Consider the following 21746-nt stretch of genomic DNA (forward strand, 5'->3'; position numbering starts at 1 on the left):
CGGCCATCCCCGCGCCGGGCGGCCGGCCGGCGCTTCCGGCCAGCCAGCGCTCCGGACCCGCGGGCCCTCCCGGGCTCAGGGGTTGCGGATGCCGCCGGTGCCCAGCGCCCCGTACATCACCGCGGTGAGCAGGTCCTGCGGCTTCAGCTCGCGGGTTCCGTCCGGCGCCCTGACCGAGACCACGTCCCCGCCGCCGAACTCCAGGGTGAGCGGCAGTGCGGGCCGCTCCCCGGAGCCGCCCCCGCCGTCCTCGCCCCGTTTCCCGTCCTTGCTGTCCTTGCCGTGCTCGCCGTCCTCGCCGTGGTTCCCGTCCCGCTCGCCCGGCCAGGTGGTGAACTGGCCCAGGTCGACGCGGAGGCCCGTCAACTGGCCGCGGCGGATGGTGAGATCGGCGCGCACCGTCCGGTCGGGGGCCAGCGTCGGGTCGAAGGCGGCGCCCAGCGGGCGCAGCGCCGTCACGAGCCCCTTCGCCGCCGCGCGCCCCGGCATCGTCACCCGGTAGTGCTCCTCGCCGCGCCGTTCGCCCTCGGCGCTGAACGTCGCGTGCCGCCGCAGCGTGGTGCCGAGGCCGTCGACGAACTCGCGGATCGACTCGCCGTTCAGCGAGGACACCGTCGAGGTGACGTCCGTGATCCGGCCGCTCAGCTCGCCCGCCGCCGCCGACCCCTGGGCGGCGCGCTCGCCCCGCTCGCCGCCCGCCGCCTTCCCGGCCCGCCGGGCCGCCGCGGCACCGCCGTCGCGCACCAGCTCGTCGGCGGTCTCGGCGAACTCGTCGAAGGACTCGGGGTCGATGCGCACCCACTCGCCGCGCAGCGCGTCCGCGGCCGAGTGCAGCGAGGAGGGCAGCTTCTCCGCCATCTCGCGGATGGTCCTCGCCCGGTCGCGCTGCTCGGACGAGCCGCCGAGCTGCTGGGCGGCAGCGCGCAGGTTGACCCGTACGTAAAGCTGCTCCTTGACCGTCTTGACGCCGATCACGTCCGTGCCGCCGAAGGTGACCGCCGTGGCGAGGTCCAGTCGATCCGACTTGTCGAGGTCCTTCAGCGCGGTCTCGGTGCGCTCCGAGCCGACGGCGAAGGCCAGTTCCATCCGCGCCAGCAGCTCCGCCTCGTGCCGGGTGGGCGCCGCGCCGCCGGAGGCGCCCCGGATGGCGCGCAGGTAGGCGTAGGTGTCGCCCGGTGTGGCGTCGAGCGAGGCGACGACGGACGCGGAGGGCTGGGAGCCCAGCTTCTCGACGGCGCTCTTCACCTTCATCCCGGTGGTGAGCTTCTCGGCGGCCGAACACGAGCTGAGCGCGGTGGTCAGCAGGACCGCGCAGCCGAGGACCGCGGCGGCGCTCCGGCGCCCACGGGGCGTTCGCGGGGCGCGTGGCGAACCGCCCGGGGGCGAGGGGTGCGTGGCGCGGCGTGAGGCGCGGCGTGCGCGGAGACGGCTGGCGTGCATGGTCCGAGCCAACAGCATGTACCTCCAAGAACGCCAGTGAGCGGCCGACCGCCACCCGCCTCCCGTCTGGTCGCCGGGGCCGTCCCCGCCGACCGGCCCGGGCCGGGCGTCCGGAAGGGACGCCGTAGGCTCGACGGCATGAGCGCACCATCCGCCCAGCCGCCGGAGTCCGGCCGCCGCCCCTGGATCGTCGGGGTGTCCGGCGCCTCCGGAACCCCCTACGCGGCGGCGGTGATCCGCGGCCTGCTGGCCGCGGGGGAGGCGGTCGACCTGGTCGTCAGCCGCGCCTCCCGGCTGACGGTGCTGGACGAGACCGGCCTCCCCTTCCGCGACGCGCACGCCACCGAGGACCTGCGCCGCTGGCTGGCCCGGGGCGCGGACGGCACCCCGGACACCTTCGCCCCCGAGGTCGACGCGGTCCGCCACTGGACGCCGGGCGATCTCGCGGCGGGTCCGTCCTCCGGGTCGTATCCGGCCAAAGGGATGTTGATCGTCCCGGCCAGCACCGCCTGCGTCGCCGGGGTCGCGCTGGGCCTCTCCAAGGACCTGCTCCAGCGGGCCGCGAGCGTGACCCTCAAGGAGCGGCGTCCGCTGGTCGTGGCGGTGCGGGAGGCCCCGCTCAACGGCGCGACGCTGCGGCAGCTGGTGGCGCTGGACGAGGCGGGGGCGGTGGTGCTGCCGACCTCGCCCGCCTTCTACGCGGGCGCCCGGCACATCCAGGATCTGGTCAACTTCGTGGCGGGCCGTGCGCTGGACGCGGTGGGGGTGGAGCACACCCTCTACCGGCGCTGGGACGGGGAGTTGGCGGGTGGCTTGTCTGGTGGCCCTCCGGAAGGGCTCTCGGCAGGCGCGACCGCCTCCATGCCTTAGATTCGTTGTCGGAGACTTCGGGACTGGCACGGATGGAAGGCACCAAGACTGATGGATTCGGTGGACAGGCAGCTCATCCAGGCGCTGCGCGAGAACGGCAGAGCGTCCTACGCCGAGCTGGGCAGGCTGGTGGGGCTCTCCGGTCCGAGCGTCACCGACCGCATCAACCGTCTTGAGGCGGCCGGAGTGATCACCGGCTACCGCGCGACGGTGGACGCCACCTCCCTCGGGCTCGGCGTCACCGCGCTGATCGGTATCCAGCTCAGCGACGCCACCGACCACGAGGACGTGGCCGGCCGACTGCGCGACCTCCACGAGGTCGAGGACTGCTGGTTCATCGCGGGCGACGACTCCTACATGCTCAAGGTGCGGGCCGGTGACGTGGACGGGCTGGAGCGGACCATCCGCCGCCTCTCCGGCACCAAGGGCGTCTCCCGCACCCGGACGACGATCGTGCTCTCCACCAAGTGGGAGAACCGCGTCGGCGGACTCCCCGAGGACTGACCCGGCCCGCCGGTCCGCTACCCGTCCGGTCGGCTGGGGCGCTGACTGGCGTGAAGGGCGCTGACCAGCCATGGTCCGGTCGCGGACCCGGGCCGCCGCCGGGGAGCGGGCGGCCGGAGCGTAGGCTCTAGGGTGGCGCGGCGTAGGGCGCGCGGCGCGGCGAAGCGGAAGGTCGGGAGGCGCGACGCATGGACGCTGGGCTCAGGCGGGAGCTGGAGGAGAAGGTCCGCTCCACGGAACGGCTCTCCCAGGCGGACGGTCTCGCACTCCACGACTGCGACGACCTCGCCTGGCTCGGGGGCCTCGCCCACGCGGCACGCCTCCGGCACCACGACGACGCCGGGCACTTCGCGGTGGCCCGCCGGTTGACGCTGGCGCCAGCCCCGGAGGCCGGAGCGGCCGAGGCGGTCGCGGCGGAGGCCGCCGGGGCCGGGTTCACCGAGGTGCACGTCTCCGGGGGCGCCCCGGAGACCCTCGCCGACTGGGCCGCCTACCCGCGCGCGCTGCGCGAGGTGCGGGGGCGGCTGCCGGAGGGCGTCACGCTGGGCGCCCTCACCCCCACGGAGATCCACCACCTCGGGCGGACCTTCGGGGTGCCGGCCGAGGCGCTGCTGGACGATCTGCTGGAGGCGGGCGTGGAGTCGCTCGCCGGAGGCGCCACCGAGGCCACCGCCTGGGAGGCCGGGCGGTACACCGCCGACCCCGAGGGGTACGGCGAGAACTGGGCGCGGGTGCAGCGCCTCGCGCACGCCAGGGGGCTGCGTACCCAGGCCACCCTGCTCTACGGGCACTCCGAGGGGGCCGCGCACCGGGTGGAGCGGCTGCTGCGGATCCGTGAACTCCAGGACGAGACCGGCGGTTTCCGGGCCGTCACGCCGCTGCGCGCGCTGACCGGCCCGCTCGGCGCCGCTCCGGACCCCAAGGCCGCGGGGCCGACGGCGACCGGCGCCGAGGTGCTCCGGGTCTTCGCCCTCGCCCGGCTGCTGGTCGACAACGTGCCGCACGTCCAGGCGGTGTGGGGCCCGCACGAGACGCAGACCGCGCAGCTGGCGCTGCTGCACGGCGCCGACGACCTCTTCGGCGCGGTCACCGTCGCGGGCGGGACCACCGGCGCCGCGCCGGAGGCGTCCGGCGCGGAGGGACCGGGCCGGAGCGAACTCCTCGACCTGATCACCGACGCCGGGTTCCGGCCCGTCGAGCGGACCTCCGCCTACGCCGAGCTGCGGGCCTACCCGGGCCCGGACCCGGACCGCCGGGAGTCCCCCCAGCCGATGCGGCTCTGACGCTTGTGTTTCACTGTCTGATGGCTTAAAGGCCCAGACGGCCGTCGGCTCGCGGAGTCCGCGCGGCCGGTGGGGCTCGCGCGGCCCGCGTGGTCCGTACGCGGGTGGGGTGCCCGTCCGGCGGGGCGGGGGCGGTCCCCGGCCCGCGCGCGCCGCACCCGTGGGAACCGGATCACGTCGGGTGGAACCGGATGAACCGGATGAGTCGAACAAAGAGGTCACCGTGAGCAGTACGCCGAACGCAACACTCCGCTACACCGCGATGCGGCTGGGGATCTTCCTCGGCTGCCTGCTCGTGGTGGCGGCGCTGGCCTACGCCGGGATCATCCCGGAGGGCATCGGCAAGTCCAACCCGCTGTGGGTGGTGCTCCTCGCGCTCGTCATCTCGGGTCCGCTCAGCTACATCGTCCTGCGCAAGCAGCGCGACGCGATGTCCGAGCAGATCGTGGACGGCGTCGGCCGCGCCAAGAAGCGGCTGGCCGCCAACCAGAGCCAGGAGGACGGGGTTTCCTGACCCCGGAGCGCCCGGGTGCCGGTGTCGCCGGGCTCGCCCGGACCGCGCGGCCACCGTTCCGCCTACTCCGCGCGCTCCGGCGCCCCACGCGCGGTGCCCCGGTGTCGTGTGCGGCGCCCCCGCCTGACGCCCCGGTCAGGGGAGCGGGGGAGCGCGGCAGTGGCTGTCGTGCTCATCACACCGCGGGGCCGGACGGTGCCCGCGTCCGGCGCCGACTCCCGCGCGTCGAGGGCGAGTTGGGCGCTCGCGCGGCCCATCTCCGGCTGCGGACCCCTGGGGAGCGGACCGGCCGGGTGCTAGCGTGAAGGGTATGCCGACAGCAGCCCCGCTCCTTCAGCCGACGAGCCTGATGCTCGTCGAGCGGCTGCATGTCGACCTGTGCCGCTGCATGTCCGCGACCTGTCGTTGACCCGCCGGCCGGAATGACCCGGCCCTCCGCGCACGTTCCCCACAGCACGCCGTTCCGTCGCTCTGACCGTTCCGCGCTGTCCTCCCCTCCCCACGCCTGACCGGAGTCTGTCCGTGACACAGTCGCCCGCGCCCGCCGCGTCCCGCCCCGCCGCGAGACCGCGCATACCCCGGGTCCCGTTCTGGGCCCAGATCCTGCTGGGTCTCGTCCTCGGCGTCGTCCTCGGGTTCGTCGCCCGCCGCTACGACGTCGACTGGCTGGAGACCACCCTCACCCACATCGGGGAGATCTTCATCCAGCTGCTGAAGCTGGCCGTCGCCCCGCTCGTCTTCTTCGCGATCACCATCTCCATCACCAACCTGCGGAACGTGCAGAACGCCGCCCGGCTGGCGACCCGCACGCTGCTGTGGTTCATGGCGACCTCGCTGATCGCCGTCGTCATCGGCCTGACCATCGGGCTGCTCACCGACCCCGGCTCCAGCGCCGAGGTGACCAGGAGCGGCGACGAGCACTCGTCCGGCTCCTGGCTGGACTTCCTGACCGGCATCGTGCCGACCGACATCGTCACGCCGTTCGCCGAACTCCAGGTCCTCCAGATCGTGTTCCTCGCCGTGGTGGTCGGGATCGCCGCGCTGAAGCTCGGCCCGAAGGCGGCGCCGCTGCTGTCCTTCGGGGAGGCCGCGCTCCAACTGCTCCAGAAGGCGCTGTGGTGGATCATCCGGCTGGCGCCGCTGGGCACCGTCGGCCTGATCGGCAACGCCGTCCGGGAGTACGGCTGGGACCTGATCGGGGACTACGCGACCTTCACCGCCGACGTGTACGTCGGCTGCGCGCTCGTGCTGTTCGGCGTCTACCCGCTGCTGCTCGCGACCGTCGCGAAGGTCAACCCGGTCCAGTTCTTCAAGGGCGCCTGGCCCGCCCTCCAGCTCGCCTTCGTCTCCCGCTCCTCGGTCGGCACCATGCCGCTGACCCAGAAGGTGACGGAACGGCTGGGCGTGCCCAAGGAGTACACCTCCTTCGCGGTGCCGTTCGGCGCGACCACGAAGATGGACGGCTGCGCCTCCATCTACCCGGCCATCGCGGCGATCTTCGTCGCCGAGTTCTTCCACGTCGAGCTGGGGATCAAGGAGTACCTGCTGATCGCGTTCGTCTCGGTGATCGGCTCCGCCGCGACGGCGGGCCTCACCGGCGCGACGGTCATGCTGACCCTGACGCTCTCCACCCTCGGGCTGCCCCTGGAGGGCGTGGGCCTGCTGCTCGCCATCGACCCGATCCTCGACATGATCCGCACCGCGACCAACGTCGCGGGGCAGGCCGCCATCCCGGTGCTGGTCGCGGCGCGCGAACAGATCCTGGACCGGGAGAAGTTCGCCACGGCGAAGTCCTTCTCGATCGAGGACGCCCAGCGCGAGACCGACGAGGACGCGGACGGCGGGGAGACCCGGGACGCGGAGGGGCGGGCCACGGTTCCGGCCGCCGCCTCCCCCTCCGGCGCCAGCTGACCGGGTCCCGGCCCGATCCCTCACCCGGCTTCCCCGGCGCCCGGGGCCCGCACCGGCGGGCCCCGGGCGCCGCCGTCTCCGGGGTGGCCGCCCCGGAAGAGAGCCGGGAGAGCGGGAGAGTCGGGGCGGGCGCGCGCTCAGACGCGCGGGAACCTGGCCTCCAGGCCCCAGATCGCCGGGTTGTCGCCCAGTCCCTCGTGTGTCTCGCCGAGGTCGGCCAGCAGGTCGTGCAGGAAGTCGCGGGCCTCGCGGCGCAGCACGGCGTGCCCCACGGTGAGCGTGGGCAGCCGTTCGGCGCCCGGCCAGTCCGCGGTGACGTCGACGCTGCCGAAGCGCCGGACGAAGAGCACCCGGTCGGTGGTCTCGGTGAAGTCCAGCTCGGCCCGGTGCGGTCCGGGGGAGCGGCCGCCCAGCGGGTCGGCGTCCAGGGCCTCCGCCACGTCACACAGCGCCCAGGCGAAGTCGAGCACCGGCAACCAGCCACGGCGGGTGGCGAGTTCGCCGTCGGCTTCGGTGTCCGCGAGGTAGACGTCGCCGCAGAACAGGTCGTGCCGGAGGGTCCGCACGTCCACCGTGCGGTAGTCGGTCTGCGGGGGGTCGGGGAAGCGGGGGGAGAGCGAGTAGCCGATGTCGAACACGGCAGGCATCGTGTCACGCCCGCCGCCCCGCCTCGCCCGGGACCGCCCGCCGCCCCGCCCGGGGCCGGTCGGTGCTCAGGACAGGGCGGTGGCGAGGGCGCCGAGCAGCCGCGCGACCCCGGGCGGGCCGTCGACCACCAGGTCGGCCCGGTCCGCGAGTTCGGTGACCTCGGCCGAGCCGCTGCACACCAGCAGCCCCGGGCCGCCCTCGGCCCGGCGCTCCCGTACGGCGGCGAAGGCGGCGAGGTCCCCGAGGTCGTCCCCCGCGTACAGCACCGGGGGCGCGGCGGGGAAGGCGCCCGGCCGGTCCGGCGGCGGGGCGCCCTCCCCGGCGCCCACCTCCCGCAGGAAGGCCAGCAGCGCCGCGCCCTTGTCCATGCCGGGCGGGCGCAGCTCCAGCACCATCCGACCCGGCTCGACGCGCAGTTGGTGCTGTTCGGCCAGCTCCGTGAGGGGCGCGCGGAGCAGCGCGAGGGTGGCCGCCGGGTCGGCGGCGCGCCGGGTGTGGACGGCGACCGCCCGGCCCTTGTCCTCCGTCCAGACGCCGTCGGGCGCGCCCGACTCCGCCAGGAGCCGGGGCAGTTCGGCGCGGACGGCGGCCACGCCCGGTGGGGGCGGCGGCGCCTCGAAGCGGCCGGTGGCGGCCGACCAGCGCTCCGCCCCGTAGGCGCCGAGCACGGTCAGCCGCTCCAGGCCGGGGACCCCGGCGAAGCCGCCGTAGCGCACGGCGGTGCGCGCCGAGCGGCCCGTGACGACGGCCAACGCGCCCAGCGCTGGCGCCAGTCGGGCGAGCGCGGGCAGCACCTCGGGGTGCGGGCGGGCCTGTTCGGGGTCGCTGACGATCGGGGCGAGCGTCCCGTCGAAGTCGAGGGCGACGACGGCGCGGTGGGGGGCGGCGAGGATGGCGTCGAGTCCGGCCCGGCCGTCGGAGGTGGCGGGGACGGGGAGGGAACTGCCCATACCGGGCAGCCTATCCAGCGCGCGCCGGGCGCGCCCGCCCGGCGGCCGCGCGCGGTGGGAGGCGGTCAGCGGCGGGCGCGGCGCTCGGCGCGGAGCCGGCGCAGCCGGTGGACGGTCATCGGGGCGTGCTCCAGTGCGGCGGGGTCGTCCAGCAGGGCGTTGAGCAGCTGGAAGTAGCGTGCCGGTGACATGCCGAGCCGCTCGCGGATGGCGCGTTCGCGGGTGCCGGGCGAGGCCCAGGAGCGCTGTGCCAGAGCCAGCACCGCCTTGTCCCGTTCGGTGAGGACGCTGCGGCGGCGGGCGGGCACCGTCGGCCGGGGGTGGCCCCCGGCGGGCTGGTGTTCCGGTTCGGGCTCCCGGCCGTGTCCGCTCATGCGGACCACCGTACTCCCGGCTCCGGGAGGCGCGGCGGCGGCTTCCGGCCGAACCCGGGGCGCCCGGCGGGGCCGTCGCGGGGGCGCGGTGGGCGGGGTCAGCGACTCGGGGAGTCGGCGGTGACGGCGCGGCGCTGGATGCCGCTGAGCACGGTGTGCGGGGTGGAGTCGCCGCCGACGGCCTCCCCGATGGCGTCCTTGATGTCCGCGCTGACCTTGCTCCAGGACACCTTTCCGACCGGGTAGAACTCGGCGCCGGAGAGTTGGCTGAGAAAGCCCCGCAGCCGCCGGTGGCGGGGGGCGTCGCGCATCCGGCGGGAGGCGGAGGTGGTGACGGGCAGCAGGTTGAACTGGCTGGCGAACGCGTAGTGCCGCTTCTCGCGGTAGACGTAGTCCAGGAAGGTGCCGATCTCCTCGCGGTGGCCCGGCTCCCGGAAGGCGATGATCCAGTCGGCGACGCCGAGGGTGCCGCTGGTGAGTCCCGTCCGGCCGGGCAGCCGGCCGGTGCCGTAGCGGACCTCGGCCCGGTCGGCCTGCCGCATCAGCGAGGGGTGGCCGTTGAGCATGCCGACCTCGCCCGCGCTGAAGGCGTTGAACAGCGTCTGGCGGTCGGTGTGGGAGGGGTTGGTGCCGGTCAGCTCGGGCTTCACGAGGGTGTCCCGGATCCAGGTGAAGGTGCGGATGTTCTCCACCGAGTCGATGGTGTAGCGGCCGACGGTGTCGGTGTAGCCGCCCCCGCCGCTCAGCATCCACATCAGCGTCTCGGCGGGGGCCTCCTCGGGCCCGAGCGGCAGACCGTAGGGGATGCGCACGTCGGCCGACCTCAACGCGCGGGCCGCGGAGGCGAGTTCGCCCCAGTCGCGGGGCGGGGTGTCGGGGTCGAGCCCGGCCCGCTCGAAGAGCGTCCGGTTGTAGAAGAGCCGCCGGGTGCTGGCCGCGAACGGGATGGCGTACTGCACCCGCCGCACCCGGCCCGCCTCGGCGAGGGCGGGCAGGAAGTCGGCCTGGACGGGGATCGACAGCAGTTCGCTGACCTTGTGGAGGTGGTCCTGCGAGGCGTAGTCGGCGAAGCTGCCGATCTGGGCCAGGTGCGGGGCCTTCCCGGCCCTGACGAGTTCCGCGACCTTCCGCTCCACGTTGTTCCAGCTGTGCACGGTGACCTTGACCCTGATGTCCGGGTGCCGCTGCTCGAACCCCCGGACGAGCTGGGCCCAGTACCCCTGGCTGCCGTTGTCCCCGCCGGGTTCGCCGTAGTCCGCGGCCACCAGCCGCAGCGTCACCTTCTCCGAGCCGGAGCCCGCCCCGCAGGCGGAGGTGGCCAGCGCGGCGGCGCCGGTGGCCGCGCCCGCGGCGCCGAGTCGCAGTAAACGCCGTCGTTCCATGTGCGCCTCCCCGTTGACACGCAGGGTGTCCCGCGCTTCCGGCCCCTGGCCGCGGGGTGCGCGGCGCTGGACGGGGCCGGGTCGGCCGACTGGTCCGGGTGGTGCCCGCATGAGGGGTGGGTGCCCTCATGCGGTTCAGCGTCGGTGCCGGGCGGGCCGTCACCCCGGGCCGGTGCGGTGCGGGTCCGGCGCGGGGCGGGTCCGCCGCCCGGCGTGGTGGCCGGCGTCGCTGGCTCGCGGTGCGCCGCACCCGGTCGTGTGCGCTCCGGTGGCGGGGTCTGCGGTCGTTCCGTGATCGTGGATTGCTGAGCGGCAGGTCTGGACCAGACCCTCGCGGGGAAGTCTCGTACGGGAACTTCCCGAGGTCTACACCACGGTCGGTATCGCTTCGGCAACGGCGGAACTAGGTCAACAAGTGGACTAGACCTGTTGGGGTCTCTCGCGGGAGACTGACCGACGTGAGTTTTCGGGAACCTCGAAGGTCCGCGACGCCTCGGCCGGTCAACCCGGCTGGCGGCGCCGACAGTTCAGAACGGGACCGCGCCTACGTCATCGCCCTCGACGTCGGTGGCACCGGCATGAAGGCCGCCCTCGTCGGGCCGGACAACGAGCGGCTGCACGAGGCGCGCCGCGCCACCGACCGCGAACGCGGCCCGGAACCGGTGCTGGAGGAGGTGCTCGGCTTCGCCGCCGAACTGGCCGCCACCGGAACCGGGCTGCTCGGCGCCCCACCCGTCGCCGCCGGGGTCGCGGTGCCCGGCATCATCGACGAACCGCGGGGCGTCGCCGTGTACTCCGCGAACCTCGGCTGGCGGGACGTGCCGCTGCGCGAACTGCTGGCCCAGCGACTCGGCGGAGTGCCCGTCGCGCTCGGCCACGACGTGCGCTCCGGCGGCGTCGCGGAGGGCCGGATCGGCGCCGGAAGCGGAGTGGACCGCTTCCTCTTCCTGCCGCTGGGCACCGGCATCGCCGGAGCGATCGGTATCGACGGCCGGGTCGAACCCGGGGCGCACGGCGGCGCGGGCGAGATCGGGCACATCGTCGTGCGCCCGGACGGGCCCGAGTGCGGCTGCGGGCAGCGCGGCTGCCTGGAGACGCTGGCCTCCGCCTCCGCCGTCGGCCGCGCCTGGCGGGACGTCTGCGGCGACCCCGTCGCCTCGGCCGTCGACGCCGCCCGGGCCGTCGAACGGGGCGACGCGCGCGCCCTCGCCGTCTGGGAGGACGCGCTGGCCGCCCTCGCGGACGGGCTCGTCACCGCCATCACCCTGCTCGACCCGCGTACCGTGATCATCGGTGGCGGGCTCGCCGAGGCGGGTGACGTGCTCTTCGGCCCGCTGCGCGAGGCCGTCCGGCGGCGGGTCACCTTCCAGCAACTCCCCACGATCATCCCCGCGGCGCTCGGGGACGCCGCGGGATGCCTGGGCGCGGGTCTCCTCGCCTGGGACCTTCTCTCCGCGGAGGTTACGAGCCGATGAGCAAGCGCAAGGTGCTGACGGGGGCGCGCGTGGTCCTGCCGTCCGGGGTGGCCGAGGATGGCCGGGTGACCGTCGACGGCCGCGTCCTAGTGGACGGCGATCCCGGCGAACCGTCCACCATGGACCTCGCGGGGCACTGGATCGTCCCCGGCTTCGTCGACATCCACGTCCACGGCGGCGGCAGCGCCTCCTTCTCCGCGGCCACCGCCGAGCAGGTCAGCACCGTCATCGGCACCCACCGGCGGCACGGCACCACCACCATGGTCGCCTCCACCGTCACCGGCGAACTGGACGAACTGGCCCGCCAGGCCGGGGTGCTGAGCGAGTTCGTCGAGGACGGCGAACTCGCCGGGGTCCACTTCGAGGGACCGTTCATCGCCCCCGGCCGCTGCGGCGCCCACGAGCCCTCCCTGCTCCGCGACCCGGACCCGGAGGCCGTGCGGAAGCTGGTCGAGGCCGCGCGCGGCAGCGCCGTGATGATGACCCTCGCCCCCGAACTCCCCGGCGGACTCGACTCCGTACGGCTGCTGGCCGAACGCGGCGTCATCGCCGCCGTCGGCCACACCGACGCCGACTACGAGGTGACCACGCGCGCCATCGACGCCGGAGCCCGGGTCGCAACCCACCTGTTCAACGCCATGCCCGCGCTCGGCCACCGCGCTCCCGGCCCCATCGCCGCGCTGCTCGGCGACGAGCGCGTCACCATCGAGCTGATCAACGACGGAACCCACCTGCACCCGGCGGTACTCGGCCTCGCCTTCGGCTCCGCGGGCCCCGACCGCGTCTCCTTCATCACCGACGCGATGGGCGCCGCCGGCATGGGCGACGGCCGGTACCCGCTCGGCCCGATGGAGGTCGAGGTGCGCGACGGCGTCGCCCGGCTCCTGGAGGGCGGCTCGATCGCCGGGTCCACCCTCACCCTCGACGAGGCGCTGCGCCGCGCCGTCACCGTCGACGGGCTGCCCGTCGAGCACGCGGTGCGGGCGCTGTCCACCACCCCCGCCCGGGTCCTCGGCGTGGACGACCGCGTCGGCTCCCTGGAGCCCGGCAGGGACGCCGATCTCGTGGTGCTGGACGCCGAGTTCACCCTCCGTGGCGTGTTGCGCAAGGGGGAATGGGTGGTTGCGCCCGAAGTGCGGTGACGGCTGTCCGCTGAGCGGCCAGGCGGTGGGTGACGGGGGGTCGCCTCACCCGGCGGGGCAATGGCATGATCCCACGCGCGGTCCCCGTACCCGCGGTACGGCCGCGCCCAGCCGAAGCCAGTCGCAGGGGGTGCCCAGTGATCCAGACGGTGACACTCAACGCCGCCCTGGACCTCACCTACCGGGTCGCCCGGCTGGAACCGCGCGGCTCGCACCGCGTCCGCGAGGTGCTGCAACGCCCCGGCGGCAAGGGCGTCAACGTGGCCCGGGTGCTGGGCGCCCTCGGCCACCCCACCACCGTCACCGGCTTCGCGGGCGGCGCCACCGGGACGGTCCTGCGCGACCTGCTCGCCGCGGAACCCGGGGTGACCGACGCGCTGACCCCCATCGGCGGCGACACCCGCCGCACCATCGGTGTCGCCGACCGCGCCGCCGGGGACACCACCCAGTTCAACGAGCCCGGCCCGCACGTCACCGCCGCCGAGTGGGACCGCTTCCTCGCGGAGTACCGCCGGGTGCTGGGCGAGTGCGCGGCCGTGGCGCTCTGCGGCAGCCTGCCGCCCGGCCTGCCCGTCGGCGCCTACGCCACGCTCGTCCGCGAGGCGCGCGGCGCGGGCGTGCCCGTCCTCCTCGACACCAGCGGCGAACCCCTGGCCCGCGGACTCGCGGCCCGTCCCGACCTCATCAAGCCCAACGCGCCCGAACTGGCCGGGCTGACCGGCAGTACCGAACCCCTCGGCGCCGCCCGCACGGCCCGCCGCCGCGGCGCGGGCGCGGTCGCCGCCTCCCTCGGGCCCGACGGGATGCTGCTGCTCACCCCGGACGGCGGCTGGCGCGCGGCACCGCCCGAACGGCTCGCCGGGAACCCCACCGGCGCCGGGGACTCCGCCGTCGCCGGGCTGCTCTCCGGCCTCGCCGACGGCCTGCCCTGGCCACTGCGGCTGGCCCGCGCGGTCGCGCTCTCGGCGGCCACGGTGCGGGCGCCCGCCGCCGGGGAGTTCGACGAGACGCGCTACCGCGAGCTGCTGGAGCGCACGGTGCCCGAGGAACTCCCCGGCCCCGCCTGACACTTGCTCCGCGCCTGACACTTGCCCGCCGGGAATCGCCCGGCCCGGGCCCGGCGTGCCGACCGCCGCCGCACAGCACGAAACCCGCGTCCCCCGGCGTCCCTCGGGCGCCGGACGGCGCGTCAGGAACGGGGGCGCGGGCTTCTCCGCCCGAGGGTGCGAGCGCTACGCACCGCGGCGGACGGTCAGGCGGGCTTGATCCAGACCCGGTCGAGGTTCACGCCGCACCTGTCGCCGTCCTCGCAGGAGATGCGCACGTCGTTCTTCCCCTTGGTCAGCTGCACCGTGGAGTAGGTGTACGACCAGCCCTTCTCCCAGTCGCCCTTCTCCGCCCTGGCGTGGTTCTTCATGTCCAGCCCGGTGCCGTGTGCCTTGCCGTTGACCGTCAGGGAGAGGTGCATGTCCTCCCCCGGAACGCCGTAGCGGACGTAGAGGTTGTACGTCCCGGCCTCGGCCAGCTCCGGCTGCCAGCTCGCGGACGCGCCCTCCCCGGAGTCGATCCCCGCGACGTAGGTGCCGCCGGGCGACTCGGCGCCCGGGATGTCGCTGGCCGTCTTGGTGCCGCCCTCCAGCCGCAGGCTGGCCGCCGCCTCCTTGGGGAGCCCCTGGGGCTTCTCCCCCTGGTCGGCGTCCTCGTCCTCCTCGTCCCCGCCGCCCTGGGAGTCCCGGTCCTCGTCGCCGCCGCGCTGCCCGGCGTCCGCGCCGGCGCGGGGCTCGTCCCCGACGGCCGTGTCGTCACCGTTGAAGAGGACGGCCGCGCCGATACCGACGACCACCGCGGCGACGACCGCGATGGCACCGATCAGCAGACCGTTCCGGTTCGGGCCCGACGAGGGCTGGCCGTGCTGCCGCGCCGCCACCCGGCCGCCCGGCATGGTCTCCGGCGCGGCGTAGTGCGCGCTGTCGCCCGGGGGCTGCGGGCGCTGCTGCGGCATGCCGTACTGGCGCTGGCCGACCGGGCGCACCTGGTTGTACGAGCGGCGCGGCACCCCGGGCTGACCGGGCTGCCCGGGACGCGAGGTCGAGGCCGCCTGATCCGTCGAGCCGTCCCCGCCGTCCTGGCGGTACAGGTAGGCGAACGGATCGTCGCCGCCGCGCGGCGCGTCCGAGCCCTCGTTCTCGGCGGTCATCCCCTGTCACTCCCTACTGCGTCAGGTACGCGGGCGAGCCTACCTCTCCTGAGTGAGGGCGTGAGTGCCCCGCGCGCGCCCTTCCCGCGCTCCTGGAGGGGCCTTATCCCCCGTGTCCCCCGTCTCACCTGCGACCTTTCCGATCCGCGCCGCCAGCGCGCGCAACCGCTTCGTGACCCCGGTCTTACCCCGCGCCTCGCCCCCCCCCGCGAACCGTCCGCCGGACCGCACCCGCCGCGCCCACCGCGCCCCTGGCGGGGCCCCTCGACATGCCGAGGCGGGCCACCCGGGAACCCCCGTGGTCCGGCGGACGGTCCGGTGAAACGGCCACCGGGTGCCCCCGGCGCCAGCCGGGGAGCGCTCCGCCGCGCGTCGCGCGGGAGCGTCAACTCCCGCCCGGGAAGGGCGAGTTACGCACACCGGGCGACACCGCCGCGAACCGGGCGCTCGCCGCTCCCGCACCCGCCCCCGGTCCGCCCGCTGGCGCGCGCTCTCGGACGTGCCGCACCGGAGCCGAGGCGGGAAACCGTAAGGGGAGGGGCGCGGGGGAGGTGCGGGGGAGGCGCTGGGAGGTCCGGGGGAGGCCGCGGCGAGGGGGCCGGAGGCCGGGTGGGGAGACGGGTCCGGGGTGAGGTGTGTCACCCGGCGCGCCGCTGCCCCTTGGCCCGCGAGCGCTTCTCGACGTACATCCGCTGGTCCGCCGACTGGAGAACCTCCTCGGCCGACAGACCACAACTCGCCCAGCCGATGCCGAAGCTGGCGCCGACCCGCACCCCCCGCCCGTCCACCCGGATCGGCGGAATGATCGCGTTCCGCAGCCGCACGGCGAGGTCCTGCGCCTCGGCCTGCCCCAGGCCGTCCGCCAGGACCACGAACTCGTCGCCGCCGAGCCGGGCCACGGTGTCGTTGTCCCGTACCCCGACGGAGAGCCGCCGGGCGACCTCGATCAGCACCGCGTCACCACAGTTGTGCCCGAAACGGTCGTTTATGGACTTGAAGCCGTCCAGATCGCAGAAGAGCACCGCGAGCCCCTTCTCGCCCGGCCCCTCGCCCCGCGGCGGCACCATGTGCACGTGGTGGCTGTCGTACGCGGCTGGTCCGCCCGCGCCGGGCCCGCCGTACGGGGCCCCGCGCACCCCGTCGAACCCGTCCAGGCTGAACCGGTGCCCGCCGGTGTCCGCCGGGTCCCCGGACGGCGCCGCGTGCGGATCGCTCCGCGCGGCGCCGGAGACCGTGGGCCCCGGATCGGGGCAGAGCCGGGAGCTGAGCCGGGCGCGCAGCTCGGCGCTGTTGGGCAGCCCGGTCAGGGAGTCGTGGCTCGCGCGGTGCGCGAGCTGCAACTCGTGCCGCTTGCGCTCCTCGATGTCCTCGACGTGCGTCAGCAGGAAGCGCGGGCCGTCCGCGGTGTCCGCCACCACCGAGTTGCGCAGCGACACCCAGACGTACGAGCTGTCCCGCCGGGCCAGCCGGAGCTCCGCCCGCCCGCCCTCCGCCGAGGTGCGCAGCAGGGTGCTGATGTCCTCCGGGTGGACCAGGTCGGAGAAGGAGTACCGGCGCATCGCCGACGCCGGTCGGCCCAGCAGCCGGCAGAGCGCGTCGTTGATCCGCACCAGGCGACCGTGCTGGTCCCCGCCCATCTCCGCGACCGCCATCCCGCTCGGCGCGTACTCGAAGGCCTGCCGGAAGCTCTCCTCGCTCGCCCGCAGCGCCTGCTGCTCCCGCTCCAGCCGGACCAGCGCGCGCTGCATGTTCGACCGCAGCCTGGCGTTGCTGATCGCGATGGCGGCCTGGGAGGCGTACATCTGGAGCGCCTCGCACCCCCAGGCGCCGGGCCTGCGCCCGTTCCGCGGCCGGTCCACGGAGAGCACGCCGAGCAGTTCGGTGTCCGAGGCGTAGAGCGGCGCGAAGAGCCGGTCCATCGGGTGCCACTCCTCGTAGAAGCGGGGGGCGGGGCCCGCGGAGTGCCACTGCGGTACGTCGTCGTCGTCCAGCACCCAGCCCTCGGTGTAGGGGATGAACCGGAGGTCGCCCCACCGCTCGGCCATCGAGAGCCGCCGGTCCCAGGCCTCGCGCGGCCCCACGCGCCCCGCCAGCATCGCCTCGGCGCCCTCGCTCCCCGCGACGGCCGCGACCACGAGGTCGCCGTCGGGGCGTACGAGGTTCACCGCGGATATCTCGAAACCGAGCCCCGTGACCGCGCCGTCGGCGACGGTCTGGAGGGTGTCGGCGAGGCTGCGGGCGGTGTTCAACTGCGCCACGACGTGGTGCAGCTGACGCAGACTGGCGAGGCGGACATAGGGCTCCGACTCGGTTTCCATCGCCCTCCCCCTGAGCCTTGGTCGTCAACTCCAGGTTTTCGCGGGACGTCGCTGTCCGACTGCCACGGCCACTGAATCACAGCGAGCTGTTCACTCGGTACACAGGGTCAACAATTAATGCTGTCTGTGACTCAAGTCACAGCGCAGCGTGCGCACTTGCTCGCAGTGCGGAGTCAGACCCTCCGGCCCGTCCGCCCCTCCGTGCTGACCGTTCCGCTCCGTTCGCCGCCGGGAGGACCCGGAGGGCCGGGAGGATCGCGACGCTCGGGGGACCGGGGGGATTCGCGCCGCCCGGCGACGCGGGTCCCGGCGGGCGGCCCCCTCCCGGCTTTGCCCGCTCCCTCCGCTTCTGTGTTCTCGCTCACGGCGACCCCTCTCTCGTCTCCCCCGTCCGCCCGGTCCCGCCGGGAATCCGCCCCGGGGTGGGCGGGCCGGGGGCGGTCCTAGTCCCCGGCTGGTCCCCGAGGCCGATGTGTTCCCGCCAGGGGCCGGTTACCGTGCGAGACGTGTCTTACACAGCGCAACGAGCCCAGCAGCAGTCAGCCGAGCGGCCGGAGGACCGGCCCGTACCTCATGCTGGAGGGGTGAGCGAGGACGAGTTCCGGGCCGCCATGGCACGTCTCGCGGCGGGAGTCGTGCTGCTGGCGGCACACGACCCGGAGGACGAGCCGGACGGCGCGGACGTCGGGATGACGGCGACCGCCTTCATGTCCGTCTCACTGGAACCGCCCCTCGTCCTCGCCAGCGTCCGCACCGGTTCGCGAATGGCCGAACTGCTGGAGCGCCAGCCCCTGTGGGCGGCCTCCCTGCTCACCGAGGGGCAGCGTCAGTCGGCGGGACGTTTCGCCATGAAGGGACGGCTGAGCGACCGGCTCCTGTTCCGTGAACTCCCGCACACCCGGGGCGCCGCCTCCGGGGCCCCGCTGGTGGACGGGGCGCTGGCCGCCGTCGAGTGCCGTACCGAGCGGAGCGTGCGGGCGGGCGACCACACGCTGTTCATCGGCGGTGTGCTGGCCACGACCCTCGCCCACGAGGACTCCGCGGGCCCCCTCACCTACTACCGGGGCCACTACCGTTTCCTGCGCTGACCCACCTGGGCCCCGGCGTCCCCCGGACGTCCCCGGAGTCCCTGACGTCAGGCGACGTTCTCGCGCCCGTCGCGTCCTCGCGCCTCCGCGGGGTTTCCGGGTGACCGCCGGGGCTCCCGGCCCGCGCGGTCGGGTCCGTCCCCGACACCGGCCGGATCAGCGCGGATCAGCCGGCCAGTCGGGGTCGGTCGGCCAGTCGGGGTCAGTCGGGGTCAGTCCCAACTCCGGCTGGAGCGGCCCTGCTTGAGCTGGCCGCGCCGCTTCTTCTGCTCCAGCCGCCGCTCGTTGAGCCCACGCGGCTTCGGCTTCCTGCGGCGGGGCGGCGCGGGCGGCGCCGTCGCCTCGGCCAGCAGCGCCGCCAGACGCTCCGCCGCCGTCTCGCGGTTGCGCCACTGGGAACGGTGGTCGCTGGCGCGGACCGCCAGGACGCCGCCGGTCAGCCGACCGGCCAGCCGCTCCAGCGCGCGCTGCTTCCAGACCTCGGGCAACGTGCCGCTGCGCGCCAGGTCGAAGCGGAGTTCCACCTGGCTGTCGCTGGTGTTGACGTGCTGGCCCCCCGGGCCGGAGGACCGCGAGAAACGCCAGGTCAGCTCGGACTCCGGGAGGGAGACCGAGCCTCGGATGAAGAGTGGGCCTGACATGTTCACCATGGTCGCGCCTCCCACCCCCCGCCGTCACCCGTATTTGAGCCCGCCTGGCCGCCGGGCCCCGCTCCCGGCCCGCCTGGCCGCCGGGCCCCGCTTTCGCCCCGACCGGCTGTCGGGCTGGGGGGGGGCAGGCGCCTCGGCGCCCCACGTCCCGCTCCGCTTTCCGCAAAGAAGGTAAAGGAACACGGAACTCCCGCCAGCGCTTATAGCGTTGGGCAGGTAGGCGCGTGGCCCGTGGTAGCGGTGCCCGCGCCGACGCATCCGCACGGATCGTCATCCGAGACTCAAGAGAAGGGCATCCCCATGGCTGTAAGCCTGTCCAAGGGCGGCAACGTCTCGCTCACCAAGGAGGCACCGGGCCTGACCGCCGTCACGGTTGGCCTCGGCTGGGACGTCCGCACCACCACCGGCACGGACTTCGACCTCGACGCGAGCGCCATCGCGGTGAACCCCAGCGGCAAGGTCTACTCCGACCAGCACTTCATCTTCTTCAACAACAAGACCTCGCCGGAGCAGGCGATCGTGCACACCGGGGACAATGTCACCGGTGAGGGCGAGGGTGACGACGAGCAGATCAACGTCAACCTGGCGACGCTGCCCGCGGACGTCGATAAGATCGTCTTCCCGGTCTCGATCTACGACGCCGACTCGCGCGGTCAGAACTTCGGGCAGGTGCGGAACGCCTTCATCCGCATCCTCAACCAGGCCGACCAGACTGAGATCGCTCGCTACGACCTGAGCGAGGACGCCGCCACCGAGACCGCCATGGTCTTCGGCGAGATGTACCGCAACGGCGCGGAGTGGAAGTTCCGCGCGGTGGGCCAGGGCTACGCCGCCGGTCTCACCGGTATCGCCCAGGACTTCGGCGTCAACGTCTGAGTCGTACCGGGACAGGCGTCCGCCCGCGTGCCGCGCGCCGGGCGGATGGTCCGGCCAACTCCCCTGACTCCAGGGGAGGTTGGCGCTCAATCGGCAGGTGCCCACGCGCGGCCCGGTCCGCGGTGCGGTGCGCGTCCGACGGCTGAAGGGTCCGGCCGTCGGGCTGGCCCCGCCGCCCGGTCCCGCGCCGTGGGTGCCTGCCCCGGTGCGGTGGTGCCCGGTCACCGGGCACCACCTCCCGGGCCGCCGGGCCCGAACCCCCGGGCTCTCGGCCCCCTGGTTCCTCGGGGGCCGCCTTGCCCGCGAGCCCGGGCGCCTTCCGGGGCAGTCGCCCCGCGGTCCGTCGGCCGGAGCCCCGCCCCACGGTCAGCTCTTCACTCCCGACCCTCACCACCCGGCTCCGCTCCACCCGCGGTCCCAGCGCCGCCTCCGAACGATCGCTCCGTAACCGGGACATCGACGCCCTGTTCCCGACCGCCCGTCGTACGCGCCGCGTTCAGCGGACGCCGTACCGGGCGTCGCTCACCCGGGTGTGGACGAGGTGGCATCGGCGTGCGCGGTGGCCGGAGCCGGTTCGCGCAGTTCCGCGAGCTGGTCGAGGAACCAGCGCTCCGGGGGGAGCGCGGTGGCCGCGGCGGCCAGTCGGCGGTTCCGTCGCGCCCGTTCGTCCGGCGGCATGGTCAGCGCCGCGTCCAGCGCCCGCGCCGTACCGGCGACGTCGTACGGATTGACGGCGATCGCGTCCTCACCCAGCTCCGCGAAGGCGCCCGCCTCGCGGGAGAGCACCAGCGCGCACCCCTCGTCCGAGACGACCGGCACCTCCTTGGCGACCAGGTTCATCCCGTCCCTGATCGGGTTGACCAGCGCCACGTCCGCGATCCGGTAGGCGGCGAGCGAGCGCGCGAAGTCGTCCTTGACGTGCAGCAGCACCGGGGTCCAACCGGGCCGCCCGAAGTCTGTGTTGATCTCCTCGGCGACGCGGGCGACCTCGGCGGTGTAGTCGCGGTAGACGGCGAGGTCCTGCCGGGAGGGGTAGGCGAACGCCAGGTGCGTCACCCGCTCCTGCCAGTGCGGGTAGTGCGTCAGCAGATAGCGGTAGGCCCGCAGGCCGCGCACGATGTTCTTGGACAGCTCCGTCCGGTCCACCCGGACGATCACCCGCCGCCGCTCCCCGCCCTCGGCGCTCGGCGCCGCGCCCGCCGTCGCGCCCGTCTCCGTGAGGCCGTCGATCTGTGCGCGGAGGGCGGTGACGCGCTCCGCCACGTCCGGCCGGTGCGCGCGCTCGCGCAGGAAGTCCCCGTCGGCACCCAGACCGTGCACCCCGATCCGGGTGGTGCGCCCGGCGTGACTGACGCGCAGTTCGCCCTTCCCGCGCGCCCCGCCGCTGACCTCGGCGCCGAGCACCCGGACACAGCAGTCGGCGAAGGACTCGGCCCAGCGCGAGGTCAGGAACGCCGCGCGGTCGGCGCCGAGCACACCGCGCAGCACCCGCGCCGCCACGTCGTCCGGGCAGCTGTCGGGCAGCAGCCGGTAGTAGTCGGGCGGTGCCCACGGGGTGTGCGAGAAGTGGCCGATCCGCAGGTCGGGGCGGCGGTCCCGGAGCAGCCCCGGGACCAGGGTGAGGTGGTAGTCCTGTACGAGGACGGTGGCGCCGTCGGCCGCCTCGCTGGCCAGCGCCTCCGCGAAGGCGGCGTTGTACGCCTCGTACGCGGCCCACTGCCGCTCGAACTCCTCGGCGAAGGCGGGTTCGAGGGGCGTCTGGTACAGCAGGTGGTGGACGAACCAGAGGACCGAGTTCGCGACGCCGTTGTAGGCGAGGGTGAACACCTCCGCCGGGATGTCCAGCATCCGGACGGCCTGACCGCCGGTGTCCGCCGAGTCCAGCCGGGCGCCCGCCCGGCTCGCCGCCGCCCGGTCGGCGTCGCCCAGCGCGGCGCACACCCAGAGCGCCCCCGCCTCCGGCCCGATCGCCGAGAGACCGGATACGAGCCCCCCACCCCCACGCTTCGCGGTGAGTCCACCGCCCTCGGCGCGGGTGTAGCTGACCGGCCCGCGATTGGACGCGACCAGCACCTGGGCCGGACGCACCTCGGCATGAGCGACCATGGCCGGAGCCTAGCCTCC

19 protein-coding genes are annotated in these 21746 nt (G+C 74.7%); 10 read left to right on the forward strand and 9 right to left on the reverse strand.

Annotation, left to right across the window (positions count from 1 at the left end; translation table 11 throughout):
- Window positions 1-75 precede the first annotated feature (75 nt).
- Window positions 76-1440: a hypothetical protein gene (locus tag E0L36_RS24370; RefSeq protein WP_258016538.1), complete on the reverse strand. Its 1365-nt coding sequence runs from the start codon at window positions 1438-1440 to the stop codon at window positions 76-78.
- A 138-nt stretch (window positions 1441-1578) separates the two neighbouring features.
- On the opposite strand from E0L36_RS24370, the gene E0L36_RS24375 reads away from it, so the two are divergent.
- The 5 genes from E0L36_RS24375 (at window position 1579) to E0L36_RS24395 (ending at window position 6522) form a co-directional block, all read left to right on the forward strand.
- A complete protein-coding gene (locus E0L36_RS24375) occupies window positions 1579-2310 on the forward strand; it encodes a UbiX family flavin prenyltransferase (RefSeq protein WP_180931409.1) in 732 nt (243 codons plus the stop codon).
- A 51-nt stretch (window positions 2311-2361) separates the two neighbouring features.
- A complete protein-coding gene (locus E0L36_RS24380; RefSeq protein ID WP_180931410.1) occupies window positions 2362-2814 on the forward strand; it encodes an Lrp/AsnC family transcriptional regulator in 453 nt (150 codons plus the stop codon).
- 188 nt (window positions 2815-3002) lie between these two features.
- On the forward strand, window positions 3003-4097 hold the full coding sequence (locus E0L36_RS24385; protein ID WP_180931411.1) for an aminofutalosine synthase MqnE: 1095 nt from the start codon (window positions 3003-3005) through the stop codon (window positions 4095-4097).
- A 223-nt stretch (window positions 4098-4320) separates the two neighbouring features.
- A complete protein-coding gene (locus E0L36_RS24390; RefSeq protein WP_308416916.1) occupies window positions 4321-4611 on the forward strand; it encodes a DUF4229 domain-containing protein in 291 nt (96 codons plus the stop codon).
- A gap of 516 nt (window positions 4612-5127) precedes the next feature.
- Entirely contained in the window at window positions 5128-6522 is a 1395-nt protein-coding gene (locus E0L36_RS24395) for a dicarboxylate/amino acid:cation symporter (protein WP_180931694.1), read from the forward strand.
- A 137-nt stretch (window positions 6523-6659) separates the two neighbouring features.
- Here the strand turns inward: E0L36_RS24395 and E0L36_RS24400 are convergent, their stop codons facing one another.
- The 4 genes from E0L36_RS24400 to E0L36_RS24415 all read right to left on the reverse strand — a co-directional run bounded on the left by E0L36_RS24400 (window position 6660) and on the right by E0L36_RS24415 (window position 9876).
- Window positions 6660-7169 (reverse strand): hypothetical protein, encoded by a 510-nt coding sequence (locus E0L36_RS24400; RefSeq protein ID WP_180931412.1) that lies wholly within the window; start codon window positions 7167-7169, stop codon window positions 6660-6662.
- A gap of 66 nt (window positions 7170-7235) precedes the next feature.
- On the reverse strand, window positions 7236-8120 hold the full coding sequence (gene otsB, locus E0L36_RS24405) for a trehalose-phosphatase (protein ID WP_180931413.1): 885 nt from the start codon (window positions 8118-8120) through the stop codon (window positions 7236-7238).
- 65 nt (window positions 8121-8185) lie between these two features.
- Window positions 8186-8494, reverse strand: a complete 309-nt coding sequence (locus tag E0L36_RS24410) for a DUF3263 domain-containing protein (protein WP_180931414.1) — start codon at window positions 8492-8494, stop codon at window positions 8186-8188.
- Window positions 8495-8592: 98 nt separating this feature from the next.
- Window positions 8593-9876, reverse strand: a complete 1284-nt coding sequence (locus E0L36_RS24415; protein ID WP_180931415.1) for an extracellular solute-binding protein — start codon at window positions 9874-9876, stop codon at window positions 8593-8595.
- 551 nt (window positions 9877-10427) lie between these two features.
- Here E0L36_RS24415 and E0L36_RS24420 point away from each other — a divergent pair.
- The 3 genes from E0L36_RS24420 (at window position 10428) to E0L36_RS24430 (ending at window position 13560) form a co-directional block, all read left to right on the forward strand.
- Window positions 10428-11351 carry an ROK family protein gene (locus tag E0L36_RS24420; RefSeq protein ID WP_308416938.1) on the forward strand — a complete coding sequence of 308 codons (924 nt, stop codon included), beginning with the start codon at window positions 10428-10430 and terminating at the stop codon, window positions 11349-11351.
- A complete protein-coding gene (gene nagA, locus E0L36_RS24425) occupies window positions 11348-12493 on the forward strand; it encodes an N-acetylglucosamine-6-phosphate deacetylase (protein WP_180931416.1) in 1146 nt (381 codons plus the stop codon). The genes E0L36_RS24420 and nagA overlap by 4 nt, the downstream gene beginning before the upstream one ends.
- A gap of 137 nt (window positions 12494-12630) precedes the next feature.
- The gene (locus E0L36_RS24430) at window positions 12631-13560 is read left to right on the forward strand and encodes a 1-phosphofructokinase family hexose kinase (RefSeq protein WP_180931417.1); all 930 of its coding nucleotides are present in this window, start codon (window positions 12631-12633) and stop codon (window positions 13558-13560) included.
- Between the two features lie 185 nt (window positions 13561-13745).
- On the opposite strand, the gene E0L36_RS24435 is transcribed toward E0L36_RS24430, so the two are convergent.
- On the reverse strand, window positions 13746-14690 hold the full coding sequence (locus tag E0L36_RS24435; protein ID WP_180931418.1) for a hypothetical protein: 945 nt from the start codon (window positions 14688-14690) through the stop codon (window positions 13746-13748).
- Window positions 14691-15328: 638 nt separating this feature from the next.
- Window positions 15329-17008: a diguanylate cyclase CdgB gene (gene cdgB / locus E0L36_RS24440; RefSeq protein ID WP_180931419.1), complete on the reverse strand. Its 1680-nt coding sequence runs from the start codon at window positions 17006-17008 to the stop codon at window positions 15329-15331.
- A gap of 506 nt (window positions 17009-17514) precedes the next feature.
- On the opposite strand from cdgB, the gene E0L36_RS24445 reads away from it, so the two are divergent.
- The gene (locus E0L36_RS24445) at window positions 17515-18096 is read left to right on the forward strand and encodes a flavin reductase family protein (protein ID WP_308416917.1); all 582 of its coding nucleotides are present in this window, start codon (window positions 17515-17517) and stop codon (window positions 18094-18096) included.
- A gap of 212 nt (window positions 18097-18308) precedes the next feature.
- Here E0L36_RS24445 and arfB read toward each other — a convergent pair whose 3' ends face one another.
- Window positions 18309-18737: an alternative ribosome rescue aminoacyl-tRNA hydrolase ArfB gene (arfB, locus tag E0L36_RS24450; protein WP_374705584.1), complete on the reverse strand. Its 429-nt coding sequence runs from the start codon at window positions 18735-18737 to the stop codon at window positions 18309-18311.
- Between the two features lie 309 nt (window positions 18738-19046).
- Between arfB and E0L36_RS24455 the strand changes: the two genes are divergently transcribed.
- Entirely contained in the window at window positions 19047-19622 is a 576-nt protein-coding gene (locus E0L36_RS24455) for a TerD family protein (protein ID WP_180931422.1), read from the forward strand.
- A 522-nt stretch (window positions 19623-20144) separates the two neighbouring features.
- Here E0L36_RS24455 and E0L36_RS24460 read toward each other — a convergent pair.
- Complete coding sequence (locus E0L36_RS24460; protein WP_180931423.1) at window positions 20145-21728, reverse strand: trehalose-6-phosphate synthase; 1584 nt, start codon at window positions 21726-21728, stop codon at window positions 20145-20147.
- Between the last annotated feature and the right edge of the window lie 18 nt (window positions 21729-21746).

The organism is Streptomyces sp. AJS327 (assembly GCF_013450295.1).
GTDB lineage: Bacteria > Actinomycetota > Actinomycetes > Streptomycetales > Streptomycetaceae > Streptomyces.

Excerpts from the sequence above, each read along its gene's own strand:
- E0L36_RS24370 (WP_258016538.1), bottom strand. The coding sequence starts at position 1,440 with ATGCACGCCAGCCGTCTCCGCGCACGCCGCGCCTCACGCCGCGCCACG.
- E0L36_RS24375 (WP_180931409.1), top strand. The coding sequence starts at position 1,579 with ATGAGCGCACCATCCGCCCAGCCGCCGGAGTCCGGCCGCCGCCCCTGG.
- E0L36_RS24380 (WP_180931410.1), top strand. The coding sequence starts at position 2,362 with ATGGATTCGGTGGACAGGCAGCTCATCCAGGCGCTGCGCGAGAACGGC.
- E0L36_RS24385 (WP_180931411.1), top strand. The coding sequence starts at position 3,003 with ATGGACGCTGGGCTCAGGCGGGAGCTGGAGGAGAAGGTCCGCTCCACG.
- E0L36_RS24400 (WP_180931412.1), bottom strand. The coding sequence starts at position 7,169 with ATGCCTGCCGTGTTCGACATCGGCTACTCGCTCTCCCCCCGCTTCCCC.
- otsB (WP_180931413.1), bottom strand. The coding sequence starts at position 8,120 with ATGGGCAGTTCCCTCCCCGTCCCCGCCACCTCCGACGGCCGGGCCGGA.
- E0L36_RS24410 (WP_180931414.1), bottom strand. The coding sequence starts at position 8,494 with ATGAGCGGACACGGCCGGGAGCCCGAACCGGAACACCAGCCCGCCGGG.
- E0L36_RS24415 (WP_180931415.1), bottom strand. The coding sequence starts at position 9,876 with ATGGAACGACGGCGTTTACTGCGACTCGGCGCCGCGGGCGCGGCCACC.
- nagA (WP_180931416.1), top strand. The coding sequence starts at position 11,348 with ATGAGCAAGCGCAAGGTGCTGACGGGGGCGCGCGTGGTCCTGCCGTCC.
- E0L36_RS24435 (WP_180931418.1), bottom strand. The coding sequence starts at position 14,690 with ATGACCGCCGAGAACGAGGGCTCGGACGCGCCGCGCGGCGGCGACGAT.
- cdgB (WP_180931419.1), bottom strand. The coding sequence starts at position 17,008 with ATGGAAACCGAGTCGGAGCCCTATGTCCGCCTCGCCAGTCTGCGTCAG.
- arfB (WP_374705584.1), bottom strand. The coding sequence starts at position 18,737 with ATGTCAGGCCCACTCTTCATCCGAGGCTCGGTCTCCCTCCCGGAGTCC.
- E0L36_RS24455 (WP_180931422.1), top strand. The coding sequence starts at position 19,047 with ATGGCTGTAAGCCTGTCCAAGGGCGGCAACGTCTCGCTCACCAAGGAG.
- E0L36_RS24460 (WP_180931423.1), bottom strand. The coding sequence starts at position 21,728 with ATGGTCGCTCATGCCGAGGTGCGTCCGGCCCAGGTGCTGGTCGCGTCC.